Origin of the sequence: Caulobacter sp. NIBR1757, assembly GCF_027912495.1 — a bacterium.
Lineage (GTDB): Bacteria > Pseudomonadota > Alphaproteobacteria > Caulobacterales > Caulobacteraceae > Caulobacter.
Map to the genome: position 1 here is coordinate 739,643 of NZ_CP115463.1, position 25,671 is coordinate 765,313.

General features: G+C 67.6%; 26 protein-coding genes. 14 read left to right on the forward strand and 12 right to left on the reverse strand.

Annotated features, from left to right (window positions below):
- Nucleotides 1–68: 68 nt before the first annotated feature.
- A complete protein-coding gene (gene mtgA / locus O5I81_RS03450; protein WP_271069096.1) occupies nt 69–740 on the reverse strand; it encodes a monofunctional biosynthetic peptidoglycan transglycosylase in 672 nt (223 codons plus the stop codon).
- Nucleotides 741–1,059: 319 nt separating this feature from the next.
- Between mtgA and O5I81_RS03455 the strand changes: the two genes are divergently transcribed.
- Entirely contained in the window at nt 1,060–1,722 is a 663-nt protein-coding gene (locus tag O5I81_RS03455; protein ID WP_271067548.1) for a nitroreductase, read from the forward strand.
- Nucleotides 1,723–1,905: 183 nt separating this feature from the next.
- On the opposite strand, the gene O5I81_RS03460 is transcribed toward O5I81_RS03455, so the two are convergent.
- Nucleotides 1,906–2,898 (reverse strand): WD40 repeat domain-containing protein, encoded by a 993-nt coding sequence (locus O5I81_RS03460; protein ID WP_271067549.1) that lies wholly within the window; start codon nt 2,896–2,898, stop codon nt 1,906–1,908.
- Nucleotides 2,899–3,053: 155 nt separating this feature from the next.
- Between O5I81_RS03460 and O5I81_RS03465 the strand changes: the two genes are divergently transcribed.
- Entirely contained in the window at nt 3,054–3,506 is a 453-nt protein-coding gene (locus O5I81_RS03465; protein WP_271067550.1) for a biopolymer transporter ExbD, read from the forward strand.
- 219 nt (nt 3,507–3,725) lie between these two features.
- On the opposite strand, the gene O5I81_RS03470 is transcribed toward O5I81_RS03465, so the two are convergent.
- The 4 genes from O5I81_RS03470 to O5I81_RS03485 all read right to left on the reverse strand — a co-directional run bounded on the left by O5I81_RS03470 (nt 3,726) and on the right by O5I81_RS03485 (nt 7,116).
- Nucleotides 3,726–4,799 carry a GTP-binding protein gene (locus tag O5I81_RS03470; RefSeq protein ID WP_271067551.1) on the reverse strand — a complete coding sequence of 358 codons (1,074 nt, stop codon included), beginning with the start codon at nt 4,797–4,799 and terminating at the stop codon, nt 3,726–3,728.
- Nucleotides 4,800–4,849: 50 nt separating this feature from the next.
- The gene (locus O5I81_RS03475) at nt 4,850–5,470 is read right to left on the reverse strand and encodes a hypothetical protein (protein ID WP_271067552.1); all 621 of its coding nucleotides are present in this window, start codon (nt 5,468–5,470) and stop codon (nt 4,850–4,852) included.
- Nucleotides 5,471–5,676: 206 nt separating this feature from the next.
- Entirely contained in the window at nt 5,677–6,093 is a 417-nt protein-coding gene (locus O5I81_RS03480) for a DUF1810 domain-containing protein (protein WP_271067553.1), read from the reverse strand.
- A gap of 297 nt (nt 6,094–6,390) precedes the next feature.
- Nucleotides 6,391–7,116, reverse strand: coding sequence for an N-formylglutamate amidohydrolase (locus O5I81_RS03485; RefSeq protein WP_271067554.1), 726 nt, complete (start codon nt 7,114–7,116; stop codon nt 6,391–6,393).
- 68 nt (nt 7,117–7,184) lie between these two features.
- Here O5I81_RS03485 and O5I81_RS03490 point away from each other — a divergent pair, with 68 nt between their 5' ends.
- The 6 genes from O5I81_RS03490 to O5I81_RS03515 all read left to right on the forward strand — a co-directional run bounded on the left by O5I81_RS03490 (nt 7,185) and on the right by O5I81_RS03515 (nt 12,253).
- Complete coding sequence (locus O5I81_RS03490) at nt 7,185–8,117, forward strand: transglutaminase family protein (RefSeq protein WP_271067555.1); 933 nt, start codon at nt 7,185–7,187, stop codon at nt 8,115–8,117.
- 37 nt (nt 8,118–8,154) lie between these two features.
- Nucleotides 8,155–8,958, forward strand: a complete 804-nt coding sequence (locus O5I81_RS03495) for a transglutaminase family protein (protein ID WP_271067556.1) — start codon at nt 8,155–8,157, stop codon at nt 8,956–8,958.
- Nucleotides 8,959–9,084: 126 nt separating this feature from the next.
- The gene (gene rplU / locus O5I81_RS03500; protein ID WP_271067557.1) at nt 9,085–9,708 is read left to right on the forward strand and encodes a 50S ribosomal protein L21; all 624 of its coding nucleotides are present in this window, start codon (nt 9,085–9,087) and stop codon (nt 9,706–9,708) included.
- Between the two features lie 31 nt (nt 9,709–9,739).
- A complete protein-coding gene (rpmA, locus tag O5I81_RS03505) occupies nt 9,740–10,012 on the forward strand; it encodes a 50S ribosomal protein L27 (protein ID WP_271067558.1) in 273 nt (90 codons plus the stop codon).
- 130 nt (nt 10,013–10,142) lie between these two features.
- Nucleotides 10,143–10,676, forward strand: a complete 534-nt coding sequence (locus O5I81_RS03510; RefSeq protein ID WP_271067559.1) for a GNAT family N-acetyltransferase — start codon at nt 10,143–10,145, stop codon at nt 10,674–10,676.
- Between the two features lie 26 nt (nt 10,677–10,702).
- On the forward strand, nt 10,703–12,253 hold the full coding sequence (locus O5I81_RS03515; protein WP_271067560.1) for an alpha-amylase family glycosyl hydrolase: 1,551 nt from the start codon (nt 10,703–10,705) through the stop codon (nt 12,251–12,253).
- 9 nt (nt 12,254–12,262) lie between these two features.
- Here O5I81_RS03515 and O5I81_RS03520 read toward each other — a convergent pair whose 3' ends face one another.
- Nucleotides 12,263–13,840: a glycosyltransferase family 39 protein gene (locus O5I81_RS03520; RefSeq protein ID WP_271067561.1), complete on the reverse strand. Its 1,578-nt coding sequence runs from the start codon at nt 13,838–13,840 to the stop codon at nt 12,263–12,265.
- A gap of 299 nt (nt 13,841–14,139) precedes the next feature.
- On the opposite strand from O5I81_RS03520, the gene O5I81_RS03525 reads away from it, so the two are divergent.
- From O5I81_RS03525 to O5I81_RS03540, 4 genes are all read left to right on the forward strand, one after another.
- Complete coding sequence (locus O5I81_RS03525) at nt 14,140–16,587, forward strand: TonB-dependent receptor (RefSeq protein WP_271067562.1); 2,448 nt, start codon at nt 14,140–14,142, stop codon at nt 16,585–16,587.
- A 107-nt stretch (nt 16,588–16,694) separates the two neighbouring features.
- Entirely contained in the window at nt 16,695–17,696 is a 1,002-nt protein-coding gene (locus O5I81_RS03530; RefSeq protein ID WP_271067563.1) for an agmatine deiminase family protein, read from the forward strand.
- A gap of 2 nt (nt 17,697–17,698) precedes the next feature.
- A complete protein-coding gene (gene aguB, locus O5I81_RS03535) occupies nt 17,699–18,577 on the forward strand; it encodes an N-carbamoylputrescine amidase (protein ID WP_271067564.1) in 879 nt (292 codons plus the stop codon).
- Complete coding sequence (locus O5I81_RS03540) at nt 18,574–19,101, forward strand: GNAT family N-acetyltransferase (RefSeq protein ID WP_271067565.1); 528 nt, start codon at nt 18,574–18,576, stop codon at nt 19,099–19,101. Before aguB ends, O5I81_RS03540 begins: the two co-directional genes overlap by 4 nt.
- On the opposite strand, the gene O5I81_RS03545 is transcribed toward O5I81_RS03540, so the two are convergent.
- Nucleotides 19,098–19,886 carry a phosphatase PAP2 family protein gene (locus O5I81_RS03545; RefSeq protein ID WP_271067566.1) on the reverse strand — a complete coding sequence of 263 codons (789 nt, stop codon included), beginning with the start codon at nt 19,884–19,886 and terminating at the stop codon, nt 19,098–19,100. The genes O5I81_RS03540 and O5I81_RS03545 overlap by 4 nt on opposite strands.
- A gap of 117 nt (nt 19,887–20,003) precedes the next feature.
- On the opposite strand from O5I81_RS03545, the gene O5I81_RS03550 reads away from it, so the two are divergent.
- A complete protein-coding gene (locus O5I81_RS03550) occupies nt 20,004–22,097 on the forward strand; it encodes a TonB-dependent receptor (protein ID WP_271067567.1) in 2,094 nt (697 codons plus the stop codon).
- Here O5I81_RS03550 and O5I81_RS03555 read toward each other — a convergent pair.
- Entirely contained in the window at nt 22,094–22,942 is an 849-nt protein-coding gene (locus tag O5I81_RS03555) for a MaoC family dehydratase (protein ID WP_271067568.1), read from the reverse strand. The two genes, O5I81_RS03550 and O5I81_RS03555, sit on opposite strands and share 4 nt — an antisense overlap.
- Nucleotides 22,943–23,115: 173 nt before the next feature.
- Here O5I81_RS03555 and O5I81_RS03560 point away from each other — a divergent pair, with 173 nt between their 5' ends.
- Nucleotides 23,116–23,913: a SapC family protein gene (locus O5I81_RS03560; protein ID WP_271067569.1), complete on the forward strand. Its 798-nt coding sequence runs from the start codon at nt 23,116–23,118 to the stop codon at nt 23,911–23,913.
- A 64-nt stretch (nt 23,914–23,977) separates the two neighbouring features.
- Here O5I81_RS03560 and O5I81_RS03565 read toward each other — a convergent pair whose 3' ends face one another.
- From O5I81_RS03565 to O5I81_RS03575, 3 genes are read right to left on the reverse strand one after another with little or no spacing between them, the layout of a single operon-like run.
- Nucleotides 23,978–24,190, reverse strand: a complete 213-nt coding sequence (locus O5I81_RS03565; RefSeq protein ID WP_271067570.1) for a DUF4287 domain-containing protein — start codon at nt 24,188–24,190, stop codon at nt 23,978–23,980.
- Nucleotides 24,187–24,579 carry an acyl dehydratase gene (locus O5I81_RS03570; protein ID WP_271067571.1) on the reverse strand — a complete coding sequence of 131 codons (393 nt, stop codon included), beginning with the start codon at nt 24,577–24,579 and terminating at the stop codon, nt 24,187–24,189. The genes O5I81_RS03565 and O5I81_RS03570 overlap by 4 nt, the downstream gene beginning before the upstream one ends.
- A gap of 9 nt (nt 24,580–24,588) precedes the next feature.
- Nucleotides 24,589–25,602 (reverse strand): NADP-dependent oxidoreductase, encoded by a 1,014-nt coding sequence (locus tag O5I81_RS03575; RefSeq protein ID WP_271067572.1) that lies wholly within the window; start codon nt 25,600–25,602, stop codon nt 24,589–24,591.
- Nucleotides 25,603–25,671: the final 69 nt, after the last annotated feature.

Sequence of the window (25,671 nt, forward strand, 5' to 3'; positions counted from 1 at the left end):
GCAGGGGAAGGGTTGCGTCAAGAAAATCCTCCCCCGTCGCTTCGCGCCGAAGGAGGAATTGGAGGCGGCTACCCCACGCAGGCCGCCAGCCCTTCCCGCCGCACCGTGCCGCTGGCCGCGCCGATCCGCTTGGACCGCTTGCGCACATAGGGCCCCGGCGTCGCCGCCTTCCACTTCAGCGGGCTGGGCAGAATGGCCGCCAGCCGCGCCGCCTGCGACGCCGTCAGCTGGTCCGCTCCAACCCCGAAATACCGCCGCGCCGCCGAGTCCGCCCCATACACGCCCGGCCCCCATTCGACGCTGTTGAGGTAGACCTCCATGATCCGCCGCTTGCCCCACAGCCCCTCGATCAGCACCGTGAAATAGGCCTCCAGGCCCTTGCGCACATAAGACCGCTGCGGCCACAGGAAGACGTTCTTGGCCGTCTGCTGGCTGATCGTCGAACCGCCGCGGATCCTGCCCGGCCGGCGCTGGTTGTGGGCCATGGCCTTTTCCATGGCCTGGAAGTCGAAGCCCCAGTGGCTGCAATAGCGGGCGTCCTCGGCGGCGATCACCGCGTTGGGCAGGGCCGGGCTCATCTTCGACAGCGACATCCACCGCCGGTCCAGCCCCTTGCCCTCGAACACCCGCTGGATCATCAGGATGGTCACCGGCGGCGGCACGACCTTGAACAGCAGCGTCGAGGTCACCGGCAACAGCACCCCGACCACCAGCACCAGCATCACCAGCCGGCGAACCAGCTTGCCGAGGAAACTTCCCGACCTGGCCGGGGCTGCCGCGCGCGGTGCGGGGCGCGGGGCCGGCTCCGGCGCGATGACCAGGGGCGGCTCCGGTTCAGGCTCCGGCGGCGGCTCCGCCTCCGTCGGCGCGCCGCCGTCGGCCGGGTCCTGCTCCGGCGCGTCGGACAGCCGGTGGCCCTCGGCCGCGTCGTCGGGCGGCGCGGCGTCGATGCCGTCCTCGTCCTTGCCTGGTGTCTCGTCCGACACGCGCATCGCCCCTTGCCATGACCTTGGGGCCGCATGCTAACCGGCTCCCCGTCCCTTGTCGAAAGTCGCCCCCATGAACGTCTCCGACGCCGTCGCCGCCCGCGTTTCCGTTCGCGCCTTCAAGCCGGACCCGGTCCCCGGCGCCCTGCTGCGCGACCTGCTGGAAAAGGCCCACCGCGCCCCCAGCGGCGGCAACCTGCAGCCCTGGCGCGTCCACGCCATCGCCGGCGCCCCGCTGGAAGCGCTGAAAGCCAAGGTCGGCGCCAACCTCGGCGGCGAACAGCCGGAATATGACGTCTATCCCGAGAACCTCTGGGACCCCTTCCGCACCCGCCGCTTCGAATGCGGCGAGGATCTCTATGCGACGATCGGCATCCCCCGCGACGACAAGCCCGCCCGCTTGCGCCAGCTGTTCAAGAACACCCAGTTCTTCGGCGCCCCGGTCGGCCTCTTCTTCAGCCTCGACCGTAAGCTTGGGCCGCCGCAGTGGTCGGACGTCGGCATGTACATGCAGACCCTGATGCTGCTGGCCGTCGAGGCCGGCCTGGCGACCTGCGCCCAGGAGTTCTGGGCCCGCTATCCGAAGACCGTCGGCGATTTCCTCGGGCTGCCCGAGGATCACATGCTGTTTTCCGGCATGGCGCTCGGCTACGCCGACGACACCGCGCCGATCAACAGCCTGCGCACCCGCCGCGACCCCTTCGACGTCTGGGCGGAGATGCGCGGTTTCGATTGAGCCAGCGCTGACCTCCCTCCCCGAATTGGGGAGGGAAGACGCGCGGTTACGCGCGTCGGGTGGGGAAGTCGGTTCGTGACCTTTGCGACAGTCCACTGAGAAGACAAACCGGCCGGCGTCAGTGACCCACCGCCCCACCCGGCGCGCAACGCGCGCCTGCCCTCCCCAATTCGGGGAGGGAGGCTACAACGGAACCGCCGCCACCCCCGCGCCGCCGTCCTCATCCCCCCAGGCCAGGCTCCGCCCGTCCGGCGTCATCGCCAGGGCGGAGATGGCCGCGCCCTTCTCGGCCTTGATCATCTCGCGCCGGCCGCTCTTCAGGTCACAGACCCAGACCCGCCCGTCGTCCAGCCCGCCGGCCAGCAGCCCGGCCCCCGGCGTCGCCGCCACCCGCACGACCAGGGCATCCTGGTCATAGGCGATCTCGGCCGCCTCCTTGCCCATCGGCCCGTTCGCCCCCTGGAACGGCCAGACCACCGCCCCGTTGGCGCCCGACGTCGCCAGCATCAGCCCGCCCGACAGGAAGGCCAGGCTTTTGACCTTGGCCGGATAGCCGCCCATCCGCATGTCCTTGGAATCGGACAGCCGCCAGCCGTGCAGGCTGTTCTCCTGCATGGCGCTCATCAGGAACCTGCCGTCCGGGCTCCACAGCACCAGGGCGTGGCTGCCGGCCCATTTCAACATCTGCGGGACCTGCTTCTCGATCCGGGCGTACCACAGCGCCGCCCCGCCATAGGTGGCCGTGGCGATGCGCCGGCCCTTGGGGTCGAAGGCGATATCGGCCACCGACTTGTCGTGGGTGAAGATGCGCGAAAAGGCGGCATCCTTCGAATCGCGGACGTGCAGCTCGCGACCCGCCGAGAAGGCGATCAGGCCGGATTCGGCGCTGGCCGCGACCGCGTCGATCCATTTTCCCTTCACGCTCGCGATTTCGCTGGCGACCAGCTCGTCGCCCTCCAGCCGGCTCCAGACCACCCGTCCGTCGTCGCCGGCGGTCAGCAATCCGTCGCCCGAGGGATGGGCGCAGGCGGCCAGCACGGCGCCGTCGTGCGCCTCGACCGTGACGAATCCTTCAAGCGTTACAAGGCGCGCCGTGCCGTCCCCGAGAGCGAACATCGGTACGGCTTTGGCGTCGAAAAGCGCGGCGGTCACATAGGCGTCGAATTCGAGGATCATGCTTTTCCGATTAGACCGGATGGACCCCCGACCGCCATAGCGGCGTTCAGATTCCCGCACGGCGAGAGACGGGCTTTACAGGTCGCCGCTCCTGCGCCATGGGAGAAGCGAATAACAGACGGGCCGCCAAGTGGCTCGCCATGAGGAGTGTTCGAATGGGTGCCCAACTGGCCGGCGGCGGCAAGAAGTCAAAGTTCGATCTCGGGCAGAATTCCGAGATCAACGTGACGCCGTTCGTCGACGTCATGCTCGTGCTGCTGATCATCTTCATGGTCGCGGCGCCTCTGGCCACGGTGTCGATCGCGATCGACCTGCCGCCCGCCATCCCGCCGCCCCCGAACGCCAAGAAGCCGCCGGATCCGACGATCATCTTCATCCAGAAGTCGGGCGCGCTGTTCATCGACGGTCAGCAGACCCGCCTTGAAAACCTGCCCGCCGACGTTCCGGCCGACATGGTCAAGAAGGGCGTCACCGCCACGCCGCAGACCGAGCGGGTCTTCCTGCAGGCCGACCCGGACGTGCTGTACGAAGACTTCATGGCCGTGCTGAACGTTCTGCAAGAGAACGGCTACTTCAAGGTCGGCATCATCAACGAAGACATCGAGTAGGGCTTAGGTCCTGCTGGAATCGAAAGGGCCCGAGGGAAACCTCGGGCCCTTTTTCGTCCCTCCCCGAATGGGGAGGGTAGGCCGACAGGCCGGGTGGGGCAGTGGGTCACCGGCTCCCGCCGGCTAGTCTTCTCTGTGGAATGTCACGATTGTCTCGGACCGACTTCCCCACCCGACGCGCGTAACCGCGCGTCTGCCCTCCCCATTCGGGGAGGGAGGCTAAGCGATACAGCCCTCGAACCCGGCCTTCAGGGCCGCTTCGTCCAGATCGCGCCCGATGAACACCATCCGGCTGTAGCGGTTGTCCTTCGCCGTCCATTCGCGCTGGTAGTCGCCTTCCAGGATCATGTGCACGGCCTGGAAGACCAGCCGGCGCTCATCGCCCTTGATGTCGATGATGCCCTTGGCGCGCAGGATATCGACGCCCTTCTCGGCCAGCAGCTGGTTCAGCCAGTTCGTCACCCGGATGCCGTCCAGCGGCTTGTCGGCGGTGAGCGAAATCCCCTTGATCCCCGCCTCGGCGGCGTGGTCGTGCACATGCGCATGGTCGTGCCCGTGATCATGGTGGTGATGGTCATGCCCGTGGTGATCATGTTCGCAGTGCTCGTCATGCACATGGCCCTCTTCCCCGTGGGCGGGGTTGAGGAATTCCGGCTCCAGGTCGGTGATCCGCTCCAGATCGAAGCTGCCGCGGCCGAGGATGGCGTCGAGTGGCACCTGACTGCGGGTGGTGCGGTGGATCGGGGCCAGCGGATTGATCCGCCGGATCGAGGCCTCGACGGCCAGAAGCTCGGCCTCGGTCACCAGGTCGGTCTTGTTGAGCACGATCTGGTCGGCGAAGGCGATCTGCTCGACGGCCTCTTTGGAGTCGGCCAGCCGCAGCGGCAGGTGCTTGGCGTCGACGACGGTGGTCACCGAATCCAGCTGGGTGCGGGCCCGCACGTCGTCGTCGACGAAGAAGGTCTGGGCCACGGGGCCCGGATCGGCGAGGCCGGTGGTCTCGACGATGATGGCGTCGAAGCCGCCCTTGCGCTTCATCAGCCCGGACAGCACCCGGATCAGGTCGCCGCGCACCGTGCAGCAGACGCAGCCGTTGTTCATCTCGAACACTTCCTCGTCGGCCCCGACCACCAGGTCGTTGTCGATGCCCACCTCGCCGAACTCGTTGACGATGACGGCATAGCGCTTGCCGTGATCCTCGGTGAGGATGCGGTTCAGCAGGGTGGTCTTGCCGGCCCCGAGGTAGCCGGTGAGGACGGTGACGGGGGTCTTGGACGGGGTCGTGGTGGTCATGGCCGCTTATCTAGGCGCTGGGCGGCGAAAGCGAAATGGGCGAGGGCCGGTCAGGGCTGGAAGATCAGCACCACGCCCGCCATCAGGATCAGCATCCAGCCGATGATCAGCGATTCCCGCTTCTGCAGGGCGTCGAGGTTGATCATCCGCGTCCCGGCCAGGGTCAGGCCGGTGAACAGCATCATGGCCAGGGCCGTCGCCGACAGCAGCACCAGGCTGAGCAGGCCAAAACCCAGCCAGCCATGCTGGATGGCCGAGAAGTAGACGGCGACGAATTCGCCGCAGGGCGACAGGGTGAGCAGCAGCACCAGGCCGATGACCGCCGCCCGGTCGGAGCGGAAGCCCCGGGGCGCCGTCGGGTGCTCATGCGACTTGCGCAGCAGATACCAGACGCCCATCGCCAGCAGCAGGCCGGCGACCACCCAGTTGAACATGTGCTCCAGCCTGGGCGCCACGGCCAGGCCGGCGGCCACGACCACGGCGCCGATCAGCACCGTGAACGCCACATGGCCCAGCCCCGCCAGGGCGGTCACCCCCATGGTCTTGCCGGCCGACCACTTCTGCTCCCGCCCGACCAGGACGAAGGGCAGCCAGTGAGTCGGCAGGATCGCGTGCATGAAGGCGACGACGAAGCCGGCGGCGGCGATGGAGGTGAAGACAGCGAGGTTCACGGACGGCCTATAGAATGTTATATTGTAACGGTCCAGCGTGTTCGTATGGTCCTCTCGTCCGCCCTCCAAAAGCTGTCATCCTCCGGCCGCGCAGCGGACCGGGGGACCCAGGGCGGCCCCGGAAAGACTCCTTGCAGTTTTCACGCGGAAAGTTGGGTCCCCCGGTCGCCCTGCGGGCGCCGGAGGATGACAGCGCTTGGAGGGCGCTAAATCCGCGCCAGCGTCGCCGCGTCCCTCTCACCCCCGAAGTACCGCTCCAGCGCCTTCGTAAACGCCGGTTCGTCCGGATCGGCCGCCGCGAACACCGTCATGCTCGAATGGAACTTCATGTCGTCCGGCTGGCCGAGGATCGCCCGCGCGCTCAATCCCTCATGCCCGTTCATCGCCGCCGTGCAGGCCAGCAATCTTGGCCCCAGCAGCGGATGAGCCAGATAGGCCCGCGCCTCCGCCAGCCCACCAAGGGCATAACGCTGGGCCATGGCGCTGTGCCCCAGCCCGGCGATCTGCGGAAACACGAACCACATCCAGTGACTGCGCTTGGCCCCGGCCGTCAGCTCCGCCAGCGCACGGTCCCAGACCCCGTCCTGGGCCTGCACGAAGCGGTCGAGATCGAAATCGTCCATCGTTCCTTGCCGCCTGAAACGCCCGCCCGCCGGGCGTTTGCGCAATATGTCTAGACATATTCATCTACGAAAGGTGGCGAAATCTCGGGCCCTGGCGACCGCCGGCCGGAGCGTTGACATGAGCGGATCACAACACGTCAACATTCCCCGCTCCGGCGCCTACGCCCTGTCAACGCCGGCGCCAACTTTCACAGCGCCGATCGCTACCGTATTATCACGCTAAATCAACAACTTGCCGAAAAGGCCCTGCTTCCCAATCCCGAAACATGGTACAATCGTTGACCGCTTCGTTCGCGGCTACAGCCCGATATCGCTCAGCGCCGCCCTTAGCAGAGGCGCGATCTGGGCGGCCACCGCCGCCTCGCCGGCGGGATCGGCCATCAGGTCCTGGCGAACTTCCAGTTCCAGGTAGTCGAGCCCCCGGCCGATGGCGTGTCTTGGAATGGAGTAGTCGATGTCGTCCATCCGGTAGGGCTGGTTGTCGCCGACCACCTCCGGCCCGAAGGTCTCGCGCAGCCGCGCCAGCATGGCGTCGGAGAACGGCGAGGCGCCCAGGTGCAGCACGCCATAGCGCCAGGGACGGTCGTGGCCGGCCATCGAGGGGGTGAAGCTGTGCAGGGCGACCATCACCGTCGGGCGGTCGCCACGGGCGTCCAGCTCGGCGTCGATGGCGTCGTGATAGGGCGTGAAGATCTCGTCGATGCGCGCCTGCCGTTCCTGCGGCTTCAGCTCGAGATTGGCCGGGATCACCGTCCCGTCGCTGACCTCGCAGATGGCGTCGCGCCGCTGGGGATTGCGGTTGCAGTCGATGACCAGCCGTGAGTAGCGCTGGGCGAACAGGCAGGCGCCGAGGTCGTCGCTGAGAATCGGGCCAAGACCCGCGATGCCGATATCGAGGGCGATATGTCGCTGTCTTTCTGAATGAGACAGTTGGAGATTGTTAAGGTTGAGGGGGATTTCCTGACCGGCATGGTCCGCGATCAGAAAAAACGGCGAATCGGCGCCTCTATTTCGAGCAATCACAGGCGCCCCGTCGCCTGCGACAAGCAGTCCACTGGCCATACCGGTCAAATCGAGCCCCTGTTCTGACAATGGCCGTTGTTTCCATCCGCCACCTGACGACCTACCGCTACCGCAAGCCGGTGGCCTTCGGCGAGCATCGCATGATGTTCCGGCCGTTGCAGGCCTTCGACCAGCGGCTGCTCTCCGCGTCGGTAACGGTCTCGCCCGACCCTGAGTTGCTGCGCCACATCCAGGATGTCAGCGGCGCCTGCGTCGGCGTCGCCCGCTTCGATGCGCCCGCCGACCGCCTGGTGTTCGACAGCCGGGCCCGGGTCGAGCACACCGTCCACACCTCCTTCGAGTTCGAGACCCGCGACGCCCGCGTCGGCGTCGACTCGCTTTACGACGCCGGCGACCACACCGAGCTGGCCATCTCGCTGAACCGCACGCATTCGGACTCCGGCGAGGTCGCCCAATGGGCCCGCCGCTTCGTTCCGGCAGGCGGCGATGTCGCCGTCTCCACCGTGCTGATCGAGATGACCCACGCCATCCGCGCCGAATTCGCCTACGCCCTGCGCCTGCGCGGCGGGCCGCAGAGCCCGGCCGAGACCCTGGCCCTGCGCAGCGGCAGCTGCCGCGACTTCGCCGTGCTGATGATGGACGCGGCCCGCTCCCTGGGCATCGCGGCCCGTTTCGTCTCCGGCTACATCTATTCGAGCTCGCCCAAGTCGGGCGGCAAGTCCGGCGGCCGCACCGGCGGCGGCCACACCCACGCCTGGATGCGGGCCTATGTGCCCGGCTGCGGCTGGATGGATTTCGATCCGACCAACGGCATCGTCGGCAATCTCGACCTCATCCGCGTCGCCGTTGTCGCCGACCCGCGCCTGGCCCTGCCCCTGTGGGGCTCCTTCGACGGCGAGGCCGAGGACTATGTCGGCATGGACGTCGAGGTCGATTTGTCTGTAGAGGATGCCGCAGCGGCGCAACCGCCTTTCCCGCTGAGAGTTGCGCAAGCGGGCTGAGTCTGGCCCAGGCTTTCAACGGGCGGGACATCCCCACATGCGAATTCGGGCCGGCTACAAGATCACCTACGACTGCCCGGTCGAGACACCGATGCTGATGATGGTCAACCTGCGCCCCGAGCGGGCCGGTGACATGGAATCGCCCGACACCGTGCTGACCGAGCCCTATGTGCCGGTCCGCCAGTACATCGACACCTTCGGCAACATCTGCAGCCGCGTGGTCGCCCCGCCCGGCCTGTTCACAATCCACAGCGAGTTCATCGTCAAGGACAGCGGCATCCCCGACCCCATCGTGCCGGACGCCATCCAGCACCCGATCGAGGATCTGCCCGACTCGGTCATCGAGTACCTGCTGCCCTCCCGCTACTGCGACACCGAACTGTTGCGGGATCTGGCCTGGAAGCTGTTCGCCGACACGCCTCCCGGCTGGGCCCGGGTGCAGGCCATCGTCGAGTACGCCCACAACCGGGTGGCCTTCGGCTATGAGCACGCCCGGCCGACCAAGACCGCCTTCGAGGCGCACGAGGAGGGTTACGGCGTCTGCCGCGACTACGCTCACCTGGCCATCACCCTGTGCCGCTGCATGAACATCCCGGCCCGCTATGTGACCGGCTACATGGGCGACATCGGCATCCCGGTGCACGGGGTGATGGATTTCAGCGCCTGGTTCCAGGTCTGGCTGGGCAATGCCTGGCACACCTTCGACGCCCGTCACAACATGCCGCGCATCGGCCGCCTGCTGATGGCGATCGGCCGCGACGCCACCGACGTGGCCATCGTCACCACCTTCGGCGCCGCTCGGCTGGTCGAGTTCACCGTCATCACCGAAGAGCTGAAGTAGAAGGCCTTTGGCGCCCTGTCTGCGTTGACTCAGGCGAGTCCGTCTGTATAAGACGCCTCCCTTCGCTCCCGGGCCTTCGCCTGCGGGGCGCTATCGTTTTTGCTATCTCACGTTCAGGACGGACCGATGTACGCGGTGATCAAAACCGGCGGCAAGCAATACCGGGTTTCCCCCGGTGACCTGCTGGTTGTCGAAAAACTGGCTGGTGAACCCGGCGCTGAAGTTTCCTTCGACCAAGTCCTGATGCTGGGCGATGGCGACGTCGTGACCGTGGGCGCTCCCACCGTCGCCGGCGCTGCCGTCACGGCCACGCTGGTCGAGACCCGCAAGGGTGAGAAGGTGAAGATCTTCAAGAAGATCCGCCGCCAAGGCTACCGCCGCACCCGCGGTCACCGCCAGCATGAAACCGTCCTGCGCGTCACCGCCATCGGCGACACCAAGTGGGACGGCGTGGTCGACATGACCACCAAGGCCGAGCTGAACGCCCGTTCGCGGAACCTGAAGCTGCCTGAATTCGCCGCCAAGGCCGAAGCCGCTCCGGCTCCCGCCAAGAAGGCGACCAAGGCCAAGGCCGTGGTGACCGAGGAAGAAACCATCGTCGCCGCCGAGGCCCCCGTGGTCGAAGCCGCCGCCGAGGCTCCCAAGGCCAAGAAGGCCGCCGCGCCGAAGGCCGCCAAGGCTGACGACGCCGCCCCCGCCAAGAAGGCCGCCCCGAAAAAGGCCGCCAAGAAGGACACCGACGAAGCCTGAGGGCCTCGTCGATAGAGGATAGGAGAGCACTATGGCTCACAAGAAATCTGGCGGTTCCTCGCGCAACGGGCGCGACTCGGCTGGCCGCCGTCTCGGCGTGAAGAAGTTTGGCGGCGAGAACGTGCTCGCCGGCAACATCATCGTGCGCCAACGCGGCACCAAGTTCTGGCCGGGCGAAAACGTCGGCATCGGCAAGGACCACACCCTCTTTGCCCTCGAAAACGGCAACGTGAAGTTTGTAACCAAGCGTAACGACCGCACCTACGCGACGGTTGTTTCGAAGATGGCCGAGGCCGCCGAGTAAGGCGAGCCGAGAGACCTTTCTCCGGACCGCCGACAAAGCGATCCGGACACGAAACTCCAGAGGGGAGTCCGGATCGCCGGACTCCCCTCTTTCGTTTCAGGGCCCCGCAAGAGGGCTGGGAGGCAAGACAATGTGTCTGATCGAACAGACCCCGAGGATAGAGACGCGGCGGCTGACCCTGCGGGCCCCGGCCCCGGGCGATGAGACGCGCCTGGCCGCTCTGATGGCCGACTACGACATTGCGAAGATGACCAGCCGGGTGCCGCATCCCTATGCGCTGTCGGACGCGCTGTCCTTCATCGAGGCGGTGCAGGCGAAAGACCCGGCCACCGACCACGAGTTCCTGCTCGAGCACGAGGATGACGGCGTGATCGGCGGCCTCGGCCTGTTCACCCCGCCGGGCCTGCCACTGGAGGTCGGCTACTGGGTGGGCCGCGACTGGTGGGGCCGGGGGTTTGCGTCGGAGGCCCTGCAAGGGGCGCTGGCCTGGGCCAAGCACGCGTGGAAGAAGCGCTTCGTCGTCGCCGGCCATTTCAGCGACAACCCGGCCTCGGGGGCGGTGCTGTGCAAGGCCGGCTTCCTCTACACCGGCGAGATCCAGCACAAGCCCTCCATCGCCCGCGGCGAGGAGGCTCCGGTCCGGATGATGGTCTGGCTGGCATGATCGCGGGGAGACGCTAGTCTCCCCCCATGACCGAACAGACCCCCTGGTGGCGCGGCGCGACCGTCTATCACATCTACGTCCGCAGCTTCTTCGACAGCAACGGCGACGGCCATGGCGACCTGCCGGGCGTGCTGGCCAAGCTCGACTACATCGCTTCGCTTGGCGTCGACGCCATCTGGCTTTCCCCTGTCCACCCCTCGCCCAACCGTGACTGGGGCTATGACGTTTCCGACTACCACGGCGTCCACCCCGACTACGGCGCGATGGACGACCTGCAGGCGGTGATCGACGGCGCCCATGCGCGCGGCATGAAGCTCCTCCTCGACGAGGTCCTCGCCCACACCAGCGACGAACACGCCTGGTTCCACGACAGCCTGAAGGGGATCAAGGAGGACTGGTACGTCTGGGCTCCGCTCAAGGAGGACGGCACGGCCCCCAACAACTGGCTCAGCGCCTTCGGCGGCCCGGCCTGGGCCTACCAGCCGCTGCGCCGCAAGGCCTACCATCACAAGTTCCTGCGCCAGCAGCCCAAGCTCAACTGGCGCCACCCGGAGGCGCGAGCGGCCGCCCTCGAGGTGCTCGACTTCTGGCTTTCCAAAGGCGTCGATGGCTTCCGGCTCGACGTCGCCAATGCCTACCTCCACGACCCGGCCCTGACCGACAATCCGGTGGATGACAGCGACACGAGCCTTCGTTGGTCGGCCGCCGCCAACTTCCAGCGCCACTTCAACGATTCCAACCTGGTCGAAAACATCGAGGCCCTGAACGACGTCCGCCTGACCGTTGATCGCCATCCGGACCGCTTCGTGTTCGGCGAGTTCTCCGAGGAAGCCGACCGCTGCGGCGGCTTCGCCGCGCCCGACGAAGGCCTGCACGCCGGCTACAGCTTCCCGCTGCTGCTGGCCCGCCGCATGGGGCCCGACTTTATCCGCAAGCATATGGAGATGCTGGAGGACCATCCGCGCCACTGGCCCTGCATCACCTTCTCCAACCACGACGTGCCGCGCACCCCCAGCCGTTTCGGTGATGGCTCGCCGCCGGTCGCCAAGGTCATGCTGGCCCTGCTGCTGACCCTGCGCGGCTCGATCCTGATGTACCAGGGCGAGGAACTGGGCCTGCCCGAGGCCGACCTGACCCGCGAGCAGCTTCGCGACCCGGTCGGCGACCTCTACTGGCCGGCCCACAAGGGCCGCGACGGCTGCCGCACGCCGATGCCCTGGAGCCCGGGTCCTGCGCTGGGCTTCACCACGGGCCGCCCCTGGCTGCCCGCCGCTCCGGAACACGCCCACCTGACCGTCGCCGACCAGGACGCCGACCCGGAGTCGGCCCTGGCCCTCAGCCGCGCCCTGATCGCCCTGCGCCGCGCCCACCCGGCCCTGCGCCTCGGCGACATCGTCTTCCGGGACGTTCCGGCCCCGATGGCGGTGTTCGAACGGAGCAGGGAGGGCGAACGACTGCTCTGCGCCTTTAATCTCGGCGATGGTCCGGCGCCCGCCGGTCCGGCCTGGACCGACGGCGAGACCCTGCTCTCGGGCGGCGAGGGCGGCCCCTTCGCCTTCCGGATTGCCAAGATCTAGAAAGAGACTTTAGGGTTTGGCTTTCGGCCGGTAGTCCTCGCCGACCACGAAGGCGGCCCGACGCACCCGCTTCCTGTCGAGGCCCGCGCGGAAGGCGCCGACCTGTTCGCTGCGGGTGAAGTCGCCGCGCACCAGGGCCAGGCGGGGGGCCATCTTCGCCACCCCGTCTGCGTCGCGCCGCACCTCGTCCTCCATCACCACCAGCACCCGGTCGCCCAGGGCCCGGGTCAGCGGATGGCGCGCCTCGGCCTGGTTGCCGGCCTTGTCCCGGCGCAGCCAGATGGTCAGCGGCGGCGCGCCCGGCTTGTTGAAGTAGTCGCGGCCGTAATAGGCCGTGGCGTTGAACAGGAAGCGGTTATCGACGGCGACGGCGCTCAGCCCCTGGCCGGCCTGTTCGACCTGGGCCCGCTGCACGGTCGCCTCGACCACGTCCTTCCAGCCGCGCATGCGCTTGATGGCGTTGGACTGGCCCAGCCGGTCGGCGAGGGCCGGGCTGGCGATGCAGAGGATGAGCCCCGCGACCAGCAGGCCCTGGAGGACCAGGGCTGCGCCGGCGCCGATCCTTGTCCACAGGCTTGGCCACCAGCGCGCCACCAGGCCGGCGACCAGCACGGCGGCGGGAATATAGGCGGCGGCGGTCCAGTTGGCGTTGGCCCGGGTCAGGATGGCCTGCACCCCGACGACCGCCAGCGGCGGGATGGTCCAGCAGACCAGCAGGATATCCTCGTCGGTGAGCTTCCGGCGCGCCGCCAGGACATAGGCCGCCAGCAGCACCCCGAAGCCCAGGCCGAAGACCCCGACCTGCTCGGCCGCCAGTCGCAGGAACTCGACGACATGGAAGCCGATCCCCGAGCCCAGGTCGGCGTTGGCGGCCGTGTGCTGCACGGTCTCGAAGCCGTTGAGGGCGTTCCAGATCAGGTTGGGGGCGATGATCATGGCGAACACCCCGGCCGCGACCAGGGCGGTGGCCGGACGCCAGACGCTCCGGGCCCGGCCCGAGACGATCAGATGCAGGACGATGCCGATCACCGCATAGATGGCCGCGTATTTCGACAACATGGCCAGACCCAGCGCCGCCCCCAGCCCCGCCGCCGTGAACAGCGGCCGCTTGGCGCCGGGCAGGTCCACATAGGCCAGCAGAGCGATGCTCAGGAAGCAGAGCAGCGGCGTGTCGGTGGTCATGGTGACGTTGGCGACGGCGACGCCGGGCATCAGCTGGTAGATGAGCAGCGCCAGCACCCCGGCCCATGGCCCGTACAGCCGCCGACCGACCGCGAACAGCACCAGCCCGGTCACCGCGTGGAACAGCGGCGCGGCGATCCGCACCCAGGGTTCGGAATCGCCGCCGATCGCCGTGGTCAGGTGGATGACCCAGGCGATCATCGGCGGTTTGGAAAAATATCCCAGATCGAGGCTTCTCGACCACAGCCAGTACTGGGCTTCGTCCGGGTACAGCTCAAGCGGCGTGGCGAACAGGGCGAACAGTCTCAGCCCGGTCAAAAGGACGGTCGCCGCCAGGGCGAACCGCCACGGCCGACTCGCCTCGACGTAGGCCTGGCGGCCCAGTTCCTGATGCGTGGCGCTCAAGCTCCGCTCCCCGGCGAATCGTGTTTGCCCCCGATCATGCTCGAAACGGGGGCGGATTTAGCCCCCTATAGGGCAAGCCGGGCACGCAGGTGTCGCAAACTTGCGACAAGGCGTCTCAATTCGGTCCCAAAGTCTTAACGCCCGCTTGTGCCGGAAAAGTCTGCGGTTACAAGGTGCTCCCGTGGTGATGGGGCTGGTCCACGGTCACCAAAGCTTTGCAATCGGGCGCTAATTGGGCGGCCTAATCCGCCATCGAGTGTTCAAAATCGGGCGCTCGTCGGGATGACAGGGGATATCCAATGAGAAACTACAAGCTCGCCATCGTGGCGACGACGGCTCTGGTCGGCAGCCTGTTTGCCACCGGCGCCTTTGCGCAATCCACCGGCACGGCCGAAGTCGAAGAAGTGGTCATCACCGGGACGTCGGGCCCGAAGAACCTTGAGGGCGCGATCGTCGCGGAGACCGCGGCGAAGAGCAAGTCGACGCTGACCGACGAGTTCATCCAGACCCAGGTCGCCGGCCAGACCGTTCTGCAGACCCTGAACATCCTGCCGTCGGTCAACTTCACCAGCAACGACGCCTACGGCGGCAGCGGCGGCGACGTCACCATCCGCGGTTTCGACTCGCAACGCATTTCGCTGAACGTCGACGGCATCCAGCTGAACGACACCGGCAACTACGCCATCTACTCGAACCAGCAGCTCGACCCGGAACTGATCTCGCGGGTCAGCACCAACCTCGGCACGACCGACGTCGACAGCCCGACCGCGTCGGCCACCGGCGGCACGATCAACTACGTCACCCGTCGTCCGGCCACCGAATTCGGCGGCATCCTGCAGCCCTCGATCGGTGACGACGGCTACGGCCGCATCTTCGGCCTGATCGACACCGGCGAAATCGGCCCCTGGGGCACCCGCGCCTTCTTCGCCGCCTCGTACACCAAGTACGACAAGTTCCGCGGCCCCGGCGAACTCGAGAAGAAGCAGTTCAACGGCGGCATCTACCAGCCGCTGGGCGACAACGGCGACTTCGTCAGCGTCACCGGCCACTGGAACGAAAACCGCAACAACTTCTTCCGCCGCATCAACATCGACAACTTCAACAACGGCATCATCGATCCCGAATACAACGACAAGTGCTACCTGGTCGGTTCGGGCGCTGGTCGTCAGGACGATGGTTCCAGCACCGCGGTGGTCCCGGGCGACGCGACGACCTCGCCGAGCGCCTGCTCCAACTACTACGGCCTGAACATCAACCCCTCGAACACCGGCAACATCCGCGGCCAGTCGCGCTTCAGCCTGGGTGAGAGCTTCACCCTGACCGTCGACCCGACCTTCCAGTACGTGATGGCCAACGGCGGCGGCAGCACGACGATCAACGAATACGATGCGCGTCTGGCGGGTTCGTTCTACGACTCCACCAACTCGACCACCCGCGTCGCCAACGGCGTCGACCTGAACGGCGACGGCGACATCCTCGACCGGATCCGCCTCTACTCGCCGTCGAACACCAACACCCGTCGTTACAGCGTCACCAGCTCGCTGATCTGGGAGATCAACGACACCAACCGTCTGCGCGTCGCCTACACCTACGACTACGGGCGTCACCGCCAGACCGGCGAGTACAGCAAGCTGTCGGCCAGCGGCGATCCGCGCGACGTGTTCTCGGGCAAGGACGGCTACGGCACGCCGGTTCGCACCAAGGACGGCGAAATCTTCCAGAAGCGCGATCGTTTCTCGATCGCCATCCTGAACCAGATCGCCCTGCAGTACGTCGGCCGCTTCTTCGACGACGCGCTGACCGTGGACGTCGGTGTTCGCGCGCCCTTCTTCAAGCGTGAGCTGAACAACTACTGCTACCAGCAGGACACCTTCAACGCCTACTGCGGCAATCTCACCCCGGCCGAAGCCGACATCGCGACGGACGGCAGCACCCCCAACCCGGCTCCGGGCGCGCCTGTCGCGTTCGAGCGCAAGTACGACAAGGTTCTGCCGAACCTCGGCGTCACCTACCGCTTCCTGGAAGGTCACTCGGTCTACTTCAACTACTCCGAGAACCTGTCGGCTCCCCGTACGGACGACCTGTACGACCGGATCCCGGCTGACCCGGAACCGGAAACCAGCAAGCAGTACGACCTCGGCTACCGTTACTCGGCCGGCCCGGTGATCCTGTCGGCTTCGGGCTTCATCTCGGACTTCGACAACTACATCATCCGCGCCATCACCAACATCAACGGTGAAGACCTCGCCACCTCGATCAACGTGGGCAAGGTCGAGCGTTGGGGGATCGACGGCCAGATCGGCTGGGAAGTCGTCGAGAACCTGAACCTCTACGCGTCCTATGCCTTTGTTCACAGCGAGTTCAAAGACGACGTCCCGGGCACCTCGGTCGGCTCGACGATCCGCACCGCCGGCAAGCAACTGCCGGAAGTTCCGGAGCGCCAGTTCGCCGCCCGCGCTCAATACAAGATCGCCGGCTTCACCATCGGTCTGCAGACCAAGTGGGTCGATGAGCGCTTCACCAACGCGATCAACGACGAGCGGGTCCCGTCCTACCAGGTCTGGGATGCCGACGTTCGCTACGACCTGCCCTGGTTCAACGACAAGGGTGCGTATCTCCAGCTGAACGTGACCAACCTGCTCGACGAAGAGTACATCGCCGACATCTCGACCGACATCGTCGGCAACCGGACCGGCAACCTCGGCGCCCCGAAGACCGTGCAGCTCACCCTGCGCGCGCCCTTCTAAGGCTCCTTGCTTCCAACCAGAGCGAAGGGCGGTCCTCACGGGCCGCCCTTTTCTTTTGGCTCTCAAACTCTTGACGTCCGGGCCCCCCGGGGCCACTTGCCCGCCCCATGACCGGTCCAGCTCTCATCCCCGCCGAATGGTCCCCCCACCGCGCCATGTGGCTGGGCTATCCCAGCCATGGCGAGCTCTGGCAGGAGGATCTCGAGGCCGCCCGCGAGGAGGTTGCCGCCCTGGCGCGCGCGCTGGCGGGTCCCGGAGCCGAGCGGGTCCGGCTGATGGTCTGCGGCGACGAGGCCGAGGCGGATGCGAAGACCCGCCTGGCGGGCGTCGCCGGCATCGAGATCGTCCGCGGCCTGTTCGGCGACATCTGGCTGCGCGACACCGGCCCGATCTTCTCCGGCGACGGCCGGGCGCTGGGCTTCAGATTCAACGGCTGGGGCGGCAAGTACCAGCTGGAGGGTGACGATCAGGTCGCCGCCCAGATCGCCGCCGCCTCCGGAGCGCCCCTGGTCGAAAACGACTTTATCCTCGAGGGCGGCGCCCTTGACCACGACGGCTACGGCACCGTCCTGACCACCCGCCAATGCCTGACCAACCCCAACCGCAACCCCGGCTGGGGCGAGGCCGCCGCCGAGGCCGCCCTGGCCGGCGCCCTGGGGGCGAAGAAAGTTCTGTGGCTGGGCGAGGGTCTGAACCGCGACCACACCGACGGTCACGTCGATAACCTGGCCCGCTTCGTGGCGCCGGGCGTCATCGCCTGCCCGATCGCCTGGGGCCGCCGCGACCCCAACGCCGAGGTCTATGACGAGACGGCCAAACTCCTGGGCTCGATGACCGACGCCAGGGGCCAGCGCATCCAGGTCATGCGCATCCCCTCGCCCGGCTGGACCACGGACGCCGACGGCGAGATGGTCCCGGCCAGCCACATGAACTTCATCATCGCCAACAAGGCGGTGATCTGCCCGACCTACGACGAGAAGGCCGGCGCCTTCGCCCTCGACGCCCTGGCCAGCCTGTTCCCCGAGCGCAAGGTCATCGGCCTGCCCTCGACCGCCATCCTCACCGGCGGCGGCAGCTTCCACTGCATCACCCAGCAGGAGCCGGCCTGACGATGAGCAAGACTCTCACCCTCGCCGCCCTCCAGACCCACTACGGGATGGACCTGGACGACAACATCGCCCGCACGGTCGATCTCGTCCGCCAGGCCGCCGCCGCCGGGGCGCAGGTCATCCTGCCGTCGGAACTGTTCCAGGGGCCCTACTTCTGCGTGGCGCAGGAGGAGCGCTGGTTCGCCAAGGCCAAGCCGTGGCGGGAGCATCCGTGCGTGAAGGCCTTGGCCCCGCTGGCGGGAGAGCTGGGCGTGGTCATCCCGATCTCGATCTTCGAGCGCGAGGGGCCGCACTATTTCAACAGCCTGGTGATGGCCGACGCCGACGGCTCCCTGATGGGCGTCTACCGCAAGAGCCACATCCCCGACGGCCCTGGCTACCAGGAGAAGTACTACTTCCGTCCCGGCGACACCGGCTTCAAGGTCTGGGACACGAAGCATGGCCGCATCGGCGCCGGCATCTGCTGGGACCAGTGGTACCCCGAGTGCGCCCGCGCCATGGCCCTGATGGGCGCGCAGGCGCTGCTCTACCCCACCGCCATCGGCACCGAGCCGCATGACGCCACCCTCGACACGGCCCTGCCCTGGCGCCGCGCCATGCAGGGCCATGCGGTCAGCAATGTCATCCCCGTGGTCGGCGCCAACCGCATCGGCTTCGAGCCTTGGGAGGGCTACCCGAACGGCGGTCAGCGCTTCTACGGCTCCAGCTTCATCGCCGACCATCGCGGCGACCTGATCGGCGACATGGGCCCGGACGAAGAGGGGTTCACCAGCGCAACGGTCGACCTCGACTTCCTCGACACCCACCGCGCCGCCTGGGGCTTCTTCCGCGACCGCCGACCGGACCTGTACGGCGCCCTGAGCACGGGCCGCCCGGCGTGATCGAGACCGAGCGCCTCATCCTCCGCAACTGGCGCTCCTCGGACCTTGAGCCCTGGGTGGCGATGAATGCCGACCCGGAGGTCATGCGCTTCTTTCCCGCCGTGCAGACGCGCGAGGAGAGCGAAGGCATGATGGCGCGTAATCGCGACCACATCGAGCGCGAGGGCTTTGGCCTGTGGGCGGTCGAGCGCAAGGGCGTCGGGGACTTCCTCGGCTTTACCGGCCTGATGGCCCTGAAAGACCCCAACCCCCTGGCGCCCGGGGTCGAGGCCGGCTGGCGTCTCGCGCGTCACGCCTGGGGCCAGGGCTACGCCTCCGAGGCCGCGTCGGCCGCCCTCAAGGACGGCTTCGAGCGCATTGGCCTCAAGAGCATCGTCGCCTTCACCGCCACCACCAACCTACCGTCACAGGCTGTGATGACCCGCATCGGCATGCTCCGCCGCGAAGACCTCGACTTCGACCATCCGGTTCTGCCCAAGGGCCACCCGCTGGAACGTCACGTGGTCTGGGAAGCGACGGCCTAGCCGCCGCAACCTGTCGCCGCCGGCGCCTTGTCCAGTTCCGCCTTGGCCAGGGCCATGTCGGCGGTGAAGGCCGGCTCGGCGTGCAGGCGGGAGACCGTGGCCGCCGCCATGATCTGGCCGGCCGTGACGTCGCTCTGGAAGTGCACCCCGCAGATCCAGCGGCTGTCGCCGAACTCGCGGCCACGGGTCACCGCCTGGCTGGCCTTGTCGGGGGCCAGCTCGGCCAGCACCAGGCCCCAGGCCATGCCGGCGGCGGCGTGGCCGCTGGGGTAGGAGCCGTTGGTCTTCATCCAGTCCTCGCGCACGACGCAGAGCTTCGCCTCGTCGTGACCGATCATCGGCCGGTCGCGCTGGTACTTCTTCTTGGCGGCGTTGGTGCTGCCGCCGGCGTCCAGCACGACGCGGTCGAGCAGCTTCGACAGGACTGGCGTCCTGGCCACGCTGATTTCCTTGCCGATGGCGCAGGAGAAGGAGCGGTGGGCCTTGTCGCCGAACAGCTCGACATCGGCGATGGCCTGTTGCCAGCGCGCCGTGCCCTCCATCGACCGGCTGGCGTCGAAGGCGGCCCGGTCGGCCCTGGCCTGCTCGGAGTCCAGGGCCGGCGGCGCGCCGACAATGGAGAGGCTGTCGGGCAGTTGGGCCGGGGGGATGTAGCCGCCGGCTGGTCGCGCGGCCTGAGCGGGCGCGGGGGCCGCCGTTTTGGCGTCCTGCGCCACCGCCCCGAAGCCCAGCATCGCCACCCCGGCGACCATCAGCACGCCATGCCCGAACGCCTTCATCGACATCACCATCCTCCCGAATTTTGATCATCCGAAAGACCGCGCGCCGCCGTCCGCGTCAAGCCGCTTGACGAGGCGATATGTTATTTCATAACAGTGCGACACCTTTCGTGGAGCCTCCCCATGCGCCGACCTGCTTTTCTTCTGGGCGCCAGCCTGCTGGCCCTCTCCCTGGCGGCTCCCGCCTTCGCCCAACAGGCCGCCCCGCCCGCGCCGGAAGACGACGGCGACGTTTCGGAGGTCATCGTCACCGGCGCCCCCTTCGCGGTTTCGCTGGATACCGTCACCAGCAGCGTCACCGTCGTCGGCCGCGATCAGCTCGACATCGCCGCCCCCTCCGGCCTCGGCGACCTGCTGGCCGGCCAGCCGGGCCTGCGCTCGACCTTCTTCGGCCCGGGCGCCAGCCGCCCGGTGATCCGGGGCCTGTCGGGCCCTCGCGTGCTGGTGCTGCAGAACGGCGTCGGCCTGGTCGACGCCAGCGCCCTGTCACCGGACCACGCGGTCGCCTCCGACCCGGGCGAGGCCTCGCGCATCGAGGTGCTGCGCGGCCCCTCGACCCTGGCCTATGGCGGCAGCGGTATCGGCGGGGTGGTCAACATCATCGACGATCACATCCCCAGCCGTCTGCCTGAAGGCGGCATCGACGGCCGGATTTCCGCTTCCGCCTCCAGCGTCGATGAGGGGCGCTCGGTGTCCTTCGGCCTGCACGCGGCCAGCGGGCCGGTCGTCTTCTCGATCGACGGCGTCTCGCGCCGGGCCGACGACTACGAGGTTCCCGGCACGCCGGTCAGCAGCCGCCTGGCCGCCGCCGAGGGCCTGACCGTCGATCCGGCCCGCACCGTGCGCAACACCGACCTCAGGCTGGACGCCTACGGCGTGGGCGTCTCCTTCGTCACCGACGAGGGCTTCGTCGGCCTGGCGCTGAAGCAGACCGACACGCTCTACGGCGTGCCCTATGCGCAGATCACCGCCCCGATCGACCCCGACGACGAGGGTCCGGTCGCCATTGACCTGCACCAGATCCGCTTCGACTTCCGCTCGGAAATCCCCTTCACCGTGGGTCCGTTCGAGACCATGCGCTCCTCGATCGGATACGCCGACTACGAGCACGCCGAGGTGCTCCGCAACACCGGCGAGACCGGCACCCGCTTCCTGTCCAAGGGCGTGGAGGGCCGATTCGAGTTCGTCCAGCGGGAGATCGGCCCGCTGAAGGGGGCGGTCGGCGTCCAGGCCCTGTCGCGGCATTTCAACTCCATCGGCGACGAGGCTTCGGTGCCGAAGACCGACATCCAGGAACTGGGCGTCTTCACCCTGCAACGGCTCGACTACGGCGGCTGGGGTATCGACGCGGGCCTGCGGGTCGATCGGCGCGACCTCGACGCCGACCTCGTCGGTCGCCTCGCCAGCGCCCCGGCGGCCTCCTATGGCCTCAACTGGATCAGCGCCGACAACGCGCCCAGCTTCACCAATGTCTCCGGATCGGTCGGCGTCTTCATCAAGCCGAGCGAGGGACAGTTCTACGCCCTGACCGTGGCCCGCAACGCCCGCGCCCCGACCGAGGGCGAACTCTATTCGGACGGCCCGCACCCGGGCACCGGCGCCTTCGAGATCGGCGACCCCGGCCTCGACCCGGAAACCGTGCTCAGTGTCGAGGCCACCGGCCGCTGGACCTACGACAGGTTCCGCGCCGAGGGCCACCTCTGGTACGCGTCCTACGACGGCTATATCGACCAGCTTCCGACCGGCGATGTCGAGGATAACCTGCCGGTGTTCCGCTATGTGCAGAGCAACGCCACCTTCTACGGCTTCGAGCTGGAGGGGACCTACGACCTGTGGGTCGATGGCGGCCGCACCCTGTCGGCCCAGGTCAGCGCCGATTTCGTGCGTGGCGACACCGACGACGGGACGCCGGCGCGCATCCCGCCGTGGTCGACCACCGGCAAGCTGATCTGGGAAAGCGACATGTTCGACGCCAACCTCGAGGTCCGCTACGTGGCGGAGCAGGATCGGGTCGCCGCCTTCGAGCTGCCGACGGACAGCTATACCATGGTCAACCTCTATGGGGCGGTGAAGCCCTTCAAGAACCCCGACCTGCGGCTCTTCGCCGAGCTGCGCAACGCCACAGACGAACTGGCCCGCGAGCACGTCAGCTTCCTGAAGGACATCGCCCCGCTCCCCGGCCGGTCGTTCCGCGCCGGGGTGGCGGTCCGGTTCTAACCCAGAACCGTCTTGCCGTTGCGGATCACCGTCACCCCGCGTTCCTTCACGCGGGCCTCGAAGGAGATGACATCGGCGTCCTGCCAGAGATCGACGGCGATGGTCTCGCCCGGGAAGACCGGGGAGGAGAAGCGGACCTGGTGGCTCTTGATCCTGGCGGGATCGAAGCCGGCATATTCCTGCAGCACCGCCCGGCAGGTGATGCCGTAGGTGCAGAGGCCATGCAGGATGGGCCGGGGGAATCCGGCCATCTTGGCGACCTTCGGGTCCGAATGCAGCGGATTGCGGTCGCCGGACAGCCGGTAGATCAGCGCCTGGTCGGGGCTGGTCGAAATCTCGACGGTCTTGTCGGGCGCGCGGGCGGGAACCTCATGCGGTTCCGGCGCGCCTTCCGACGGGCCGCCGAAGTTGCCGTCGCCGCGGGCGAAGGTGGAGCCGGTCAGGGTGGCGATCTTCTCGCCGGTCTTCGCATCCCGCAGCACCGTCTCGTTGTAGATGACCGCGCCCTTGTCGCCCTTGTCATAGGCCCCGATGACCCGGCCCTCGGCGGTGATCTGGGCCTCGGTGGGGAAGGGGACGTGGAACTCGCACTTCTGCTCGCCGTGCACGACCATCAGGAAGTTGATCATCGAGCCGATCGCCGGCCCGGCCCCCCAGGCGACCGTGGTGGCCATGGTCGGCACCGCCTTCAGCCCGCTCTCGTAGACGAAGGGCAACTCGGTCTCGTTCATCGGATCGGCGCCGAGGCCGATGCCCAACGCGTAGAGCATGGTTTCGCGGTCGCCCCATTGGTAGGGGGCGGGCTCGCTGGTCATCGACAGGATCTCGGGGTAGCGGATCGGCATGGACGTCTCCCTTTTGCGCCAATCTAGGCGCCTTGACGTGGGGGTGGGCAAGAGGCCGCGGGACGAGAAGATCGCCTGTGAAGCGGGCGCGATTGCCCGGTTCCGCTCAATCGGATAGAAGCGCCGCTCCACCCTTTCCGGCCGCAAGAGCCGCCCGCTAGCCAGAGTCCCTAATGGAAACGTCCACCGTCACCAACGTCAGCCCGGTCGCCGGCAACGTCCTGTTCTACAACTCGCCCGAGCCGCTGAGCAAAGAGATGCACGGCAAGATGGGTGTGAAGCAGCTGCCGGGCCCGTTCGCCTTCGCCGCTCAGGGCCATGTCGTCCCGCTGACCGTCGCCGAATTCCAGTTCGCGGCCCTCTGCTTCCCGATCATCTTCGCCGGTGAACAGCGCCAGCCGCTGGCCGTTCTGGGCATCAACCCGGGCGACAACCTGTTCGTCGATGCCGCCGGCACCTTCACCAACGGCGTCTATGTGCCGGCCTACATCCGCCGCTATCCCTTCGTCCTGGCCCAGGACGAGGCGCAGGGCCGGATGATCGTCTGCATCGAACGCGGCGCCGAAATGTTCGCCGAAACCGGCTTCGACGTGCCGCTGTTCGACGACGCCGGCGAGCCCAGCACCTACACCCAGAACGCCATCAAGTTCTGCGAAGACTTCGAGGGCGAGCGTCGCCGCACCGAGAACTTCGTCAACCTGATCAAGGAACTGGACCTGCTGGAAACCAAGCAGGCCACCTTCACCCCGACCAACCCGGACGGCACCCAAGGCGCCACCGTGGTCATCGCCGAGTACTTCGCCGTCTCGGAAGAGAAGCTGCGCGGCCTGTCGGCCGAGAAGCTGGTCGAGCTGCGCGACAACGGCGCGCTCGAGCGCATCTACAACCACATGACCAGCCTGGCCGGCTGGGACCGCCTGGTGGCCATCGCCTCCGAGAAGGCCCAGGCCACCGCCGCCGGCAACGCCTAGGCGTTTTCGAAGGTCGAGGTTGCGGAAGGGGCCGGTCGCGAGACCGGCCCCTTTCTGCTGGGCGCTACTTCAACCCGTCCTGAGCCAGCGTGTAGGCGACCACCGCATTGGCATGCCCGTGCCCCAGCCCGTGCTGGTCCTTCAGGATGGCGACCAGTTCCATGTGCTTGGCCGGATAGCCGTCGCGGACGATCTGCTGCCAGTGGGCGATCGGCTGGCCGTACTTCTTCTCGATCGACGGGAAGTAGGACGCCGGCCCTTTCACGGCCTCGCTCATCGCGCGAAGACGCTCCGGGTCAGGCAGCTGAACACCAGCCGGCCGGCCTCATCGAGCAGGTCGTGCTGGGCGATGATGATGCCCTTGCCTTCGCCGACCGCGTCCTTGCCCATCACCGTCATCCGGCCGCGCAGAAGCTCGCCCGCTGGCGGGTTGCGGCTCCAGCGCATGGCGTCGACGCCCAGCCGCTTGGTCTGGGCCCAGCGGTCGCCGGACTCCAGTTCAAGCCGGGACCAGATGGCGTAAACCATGGCGTCGGGTGCGCCCTGGCTCTTGTCCCAGCCCGGCGCGAAGGCGGCGATGAAGTGGTCGATCGCCTCGGCGTTGACGGCCGTCACGCCGAGCGAATGAACCTGACCGATTTCGAAGTCGTCGAAGGAGGCGGGCATCGATCCTCTTTAGGGTTCGGGGGAGATCTGAACGAGCAGCTTGCCGTCGTGGTCGCCGGTGAAAAGCCGTTTCACGGCGTCGGCCGCATTTTCCAGCCCATCGACCACATGCGCCTTCCATTTGAGCTGGCCTGACGCCACCCAGGGGATCAACTCGGCCATCGCCTCGCCGGCGCGGGGCAGGTAGTCGATGACGATGAAGCCCTTGATCAGGATGCGGCGCATCAGGACGCGGGCGAAATCGGCCGGGCCGGGGATGGCGCCCTCGGCGTTGTAGGTGCTGATCATGCCGCACAGGGGCATGCGGCTGAAGTTGTTCATGCGGCCGATGACGGCGTCCATGATCTCGCCGCCGACGTTCTCGAAGTTGACGTCGACGCCGTCGGGACAGAGCCGGTCCAGCGCCGCACCGACGTCCTCGTTCCGGTAGTCGATGGCCCCGTCGAAGCCGATCTCCTTCAGCCAGGCGCATTTGGCCGGGCCGCCGGCGATGCCGACGACGCGGGCGCCCTTCAGCTTGGCGATCTGGCCGACGATGGAGCCGACGGCGCCGGCGGCGGCGGAGACGACGACGGTGTCGCCTTCCTTGGGCTTGCCGATGTCCATCAGGCCGAACCAGGCGGTCAGGCCGGTGGCGCCCAGCACGCTCATCCAGGCGGTCAGCGGCACGCCGGGGATCTGCGGCACCGGGGTGACCATGCCGCCGTGGGCGACGGAATAGAGCTGCCAGCCCGACAGGCCGGCGTTGACGATGTCGCCGACCTTGTGACGGTCGGATTTGCTCTCCTCGACGACGCCGATGGTGCCGCCGCGCATGACGTCACCGATCTCGACCGGCGGCAGGTACTGGTCCTGGTCGCTCATCCAGATGCGGTTGGTCGGATCGAGCGAGAGGTAGATGTTGCGGATCAGGACCTCGCCGTCCTGCAGGTCGCGGGTCGGTTTTTCCACGAACTCCAGGTCGCCGGCGGCGATGTCGCCGCTCGGCCTGCGCTTGAGGATCCATTGACGATTCGTCGGCATGTCCGTCCTCCCGTTTTGCGCCACAGTGAGGGGTTGGCGGTGGGGAAGTCGAGGGGCATTTGCCGCACT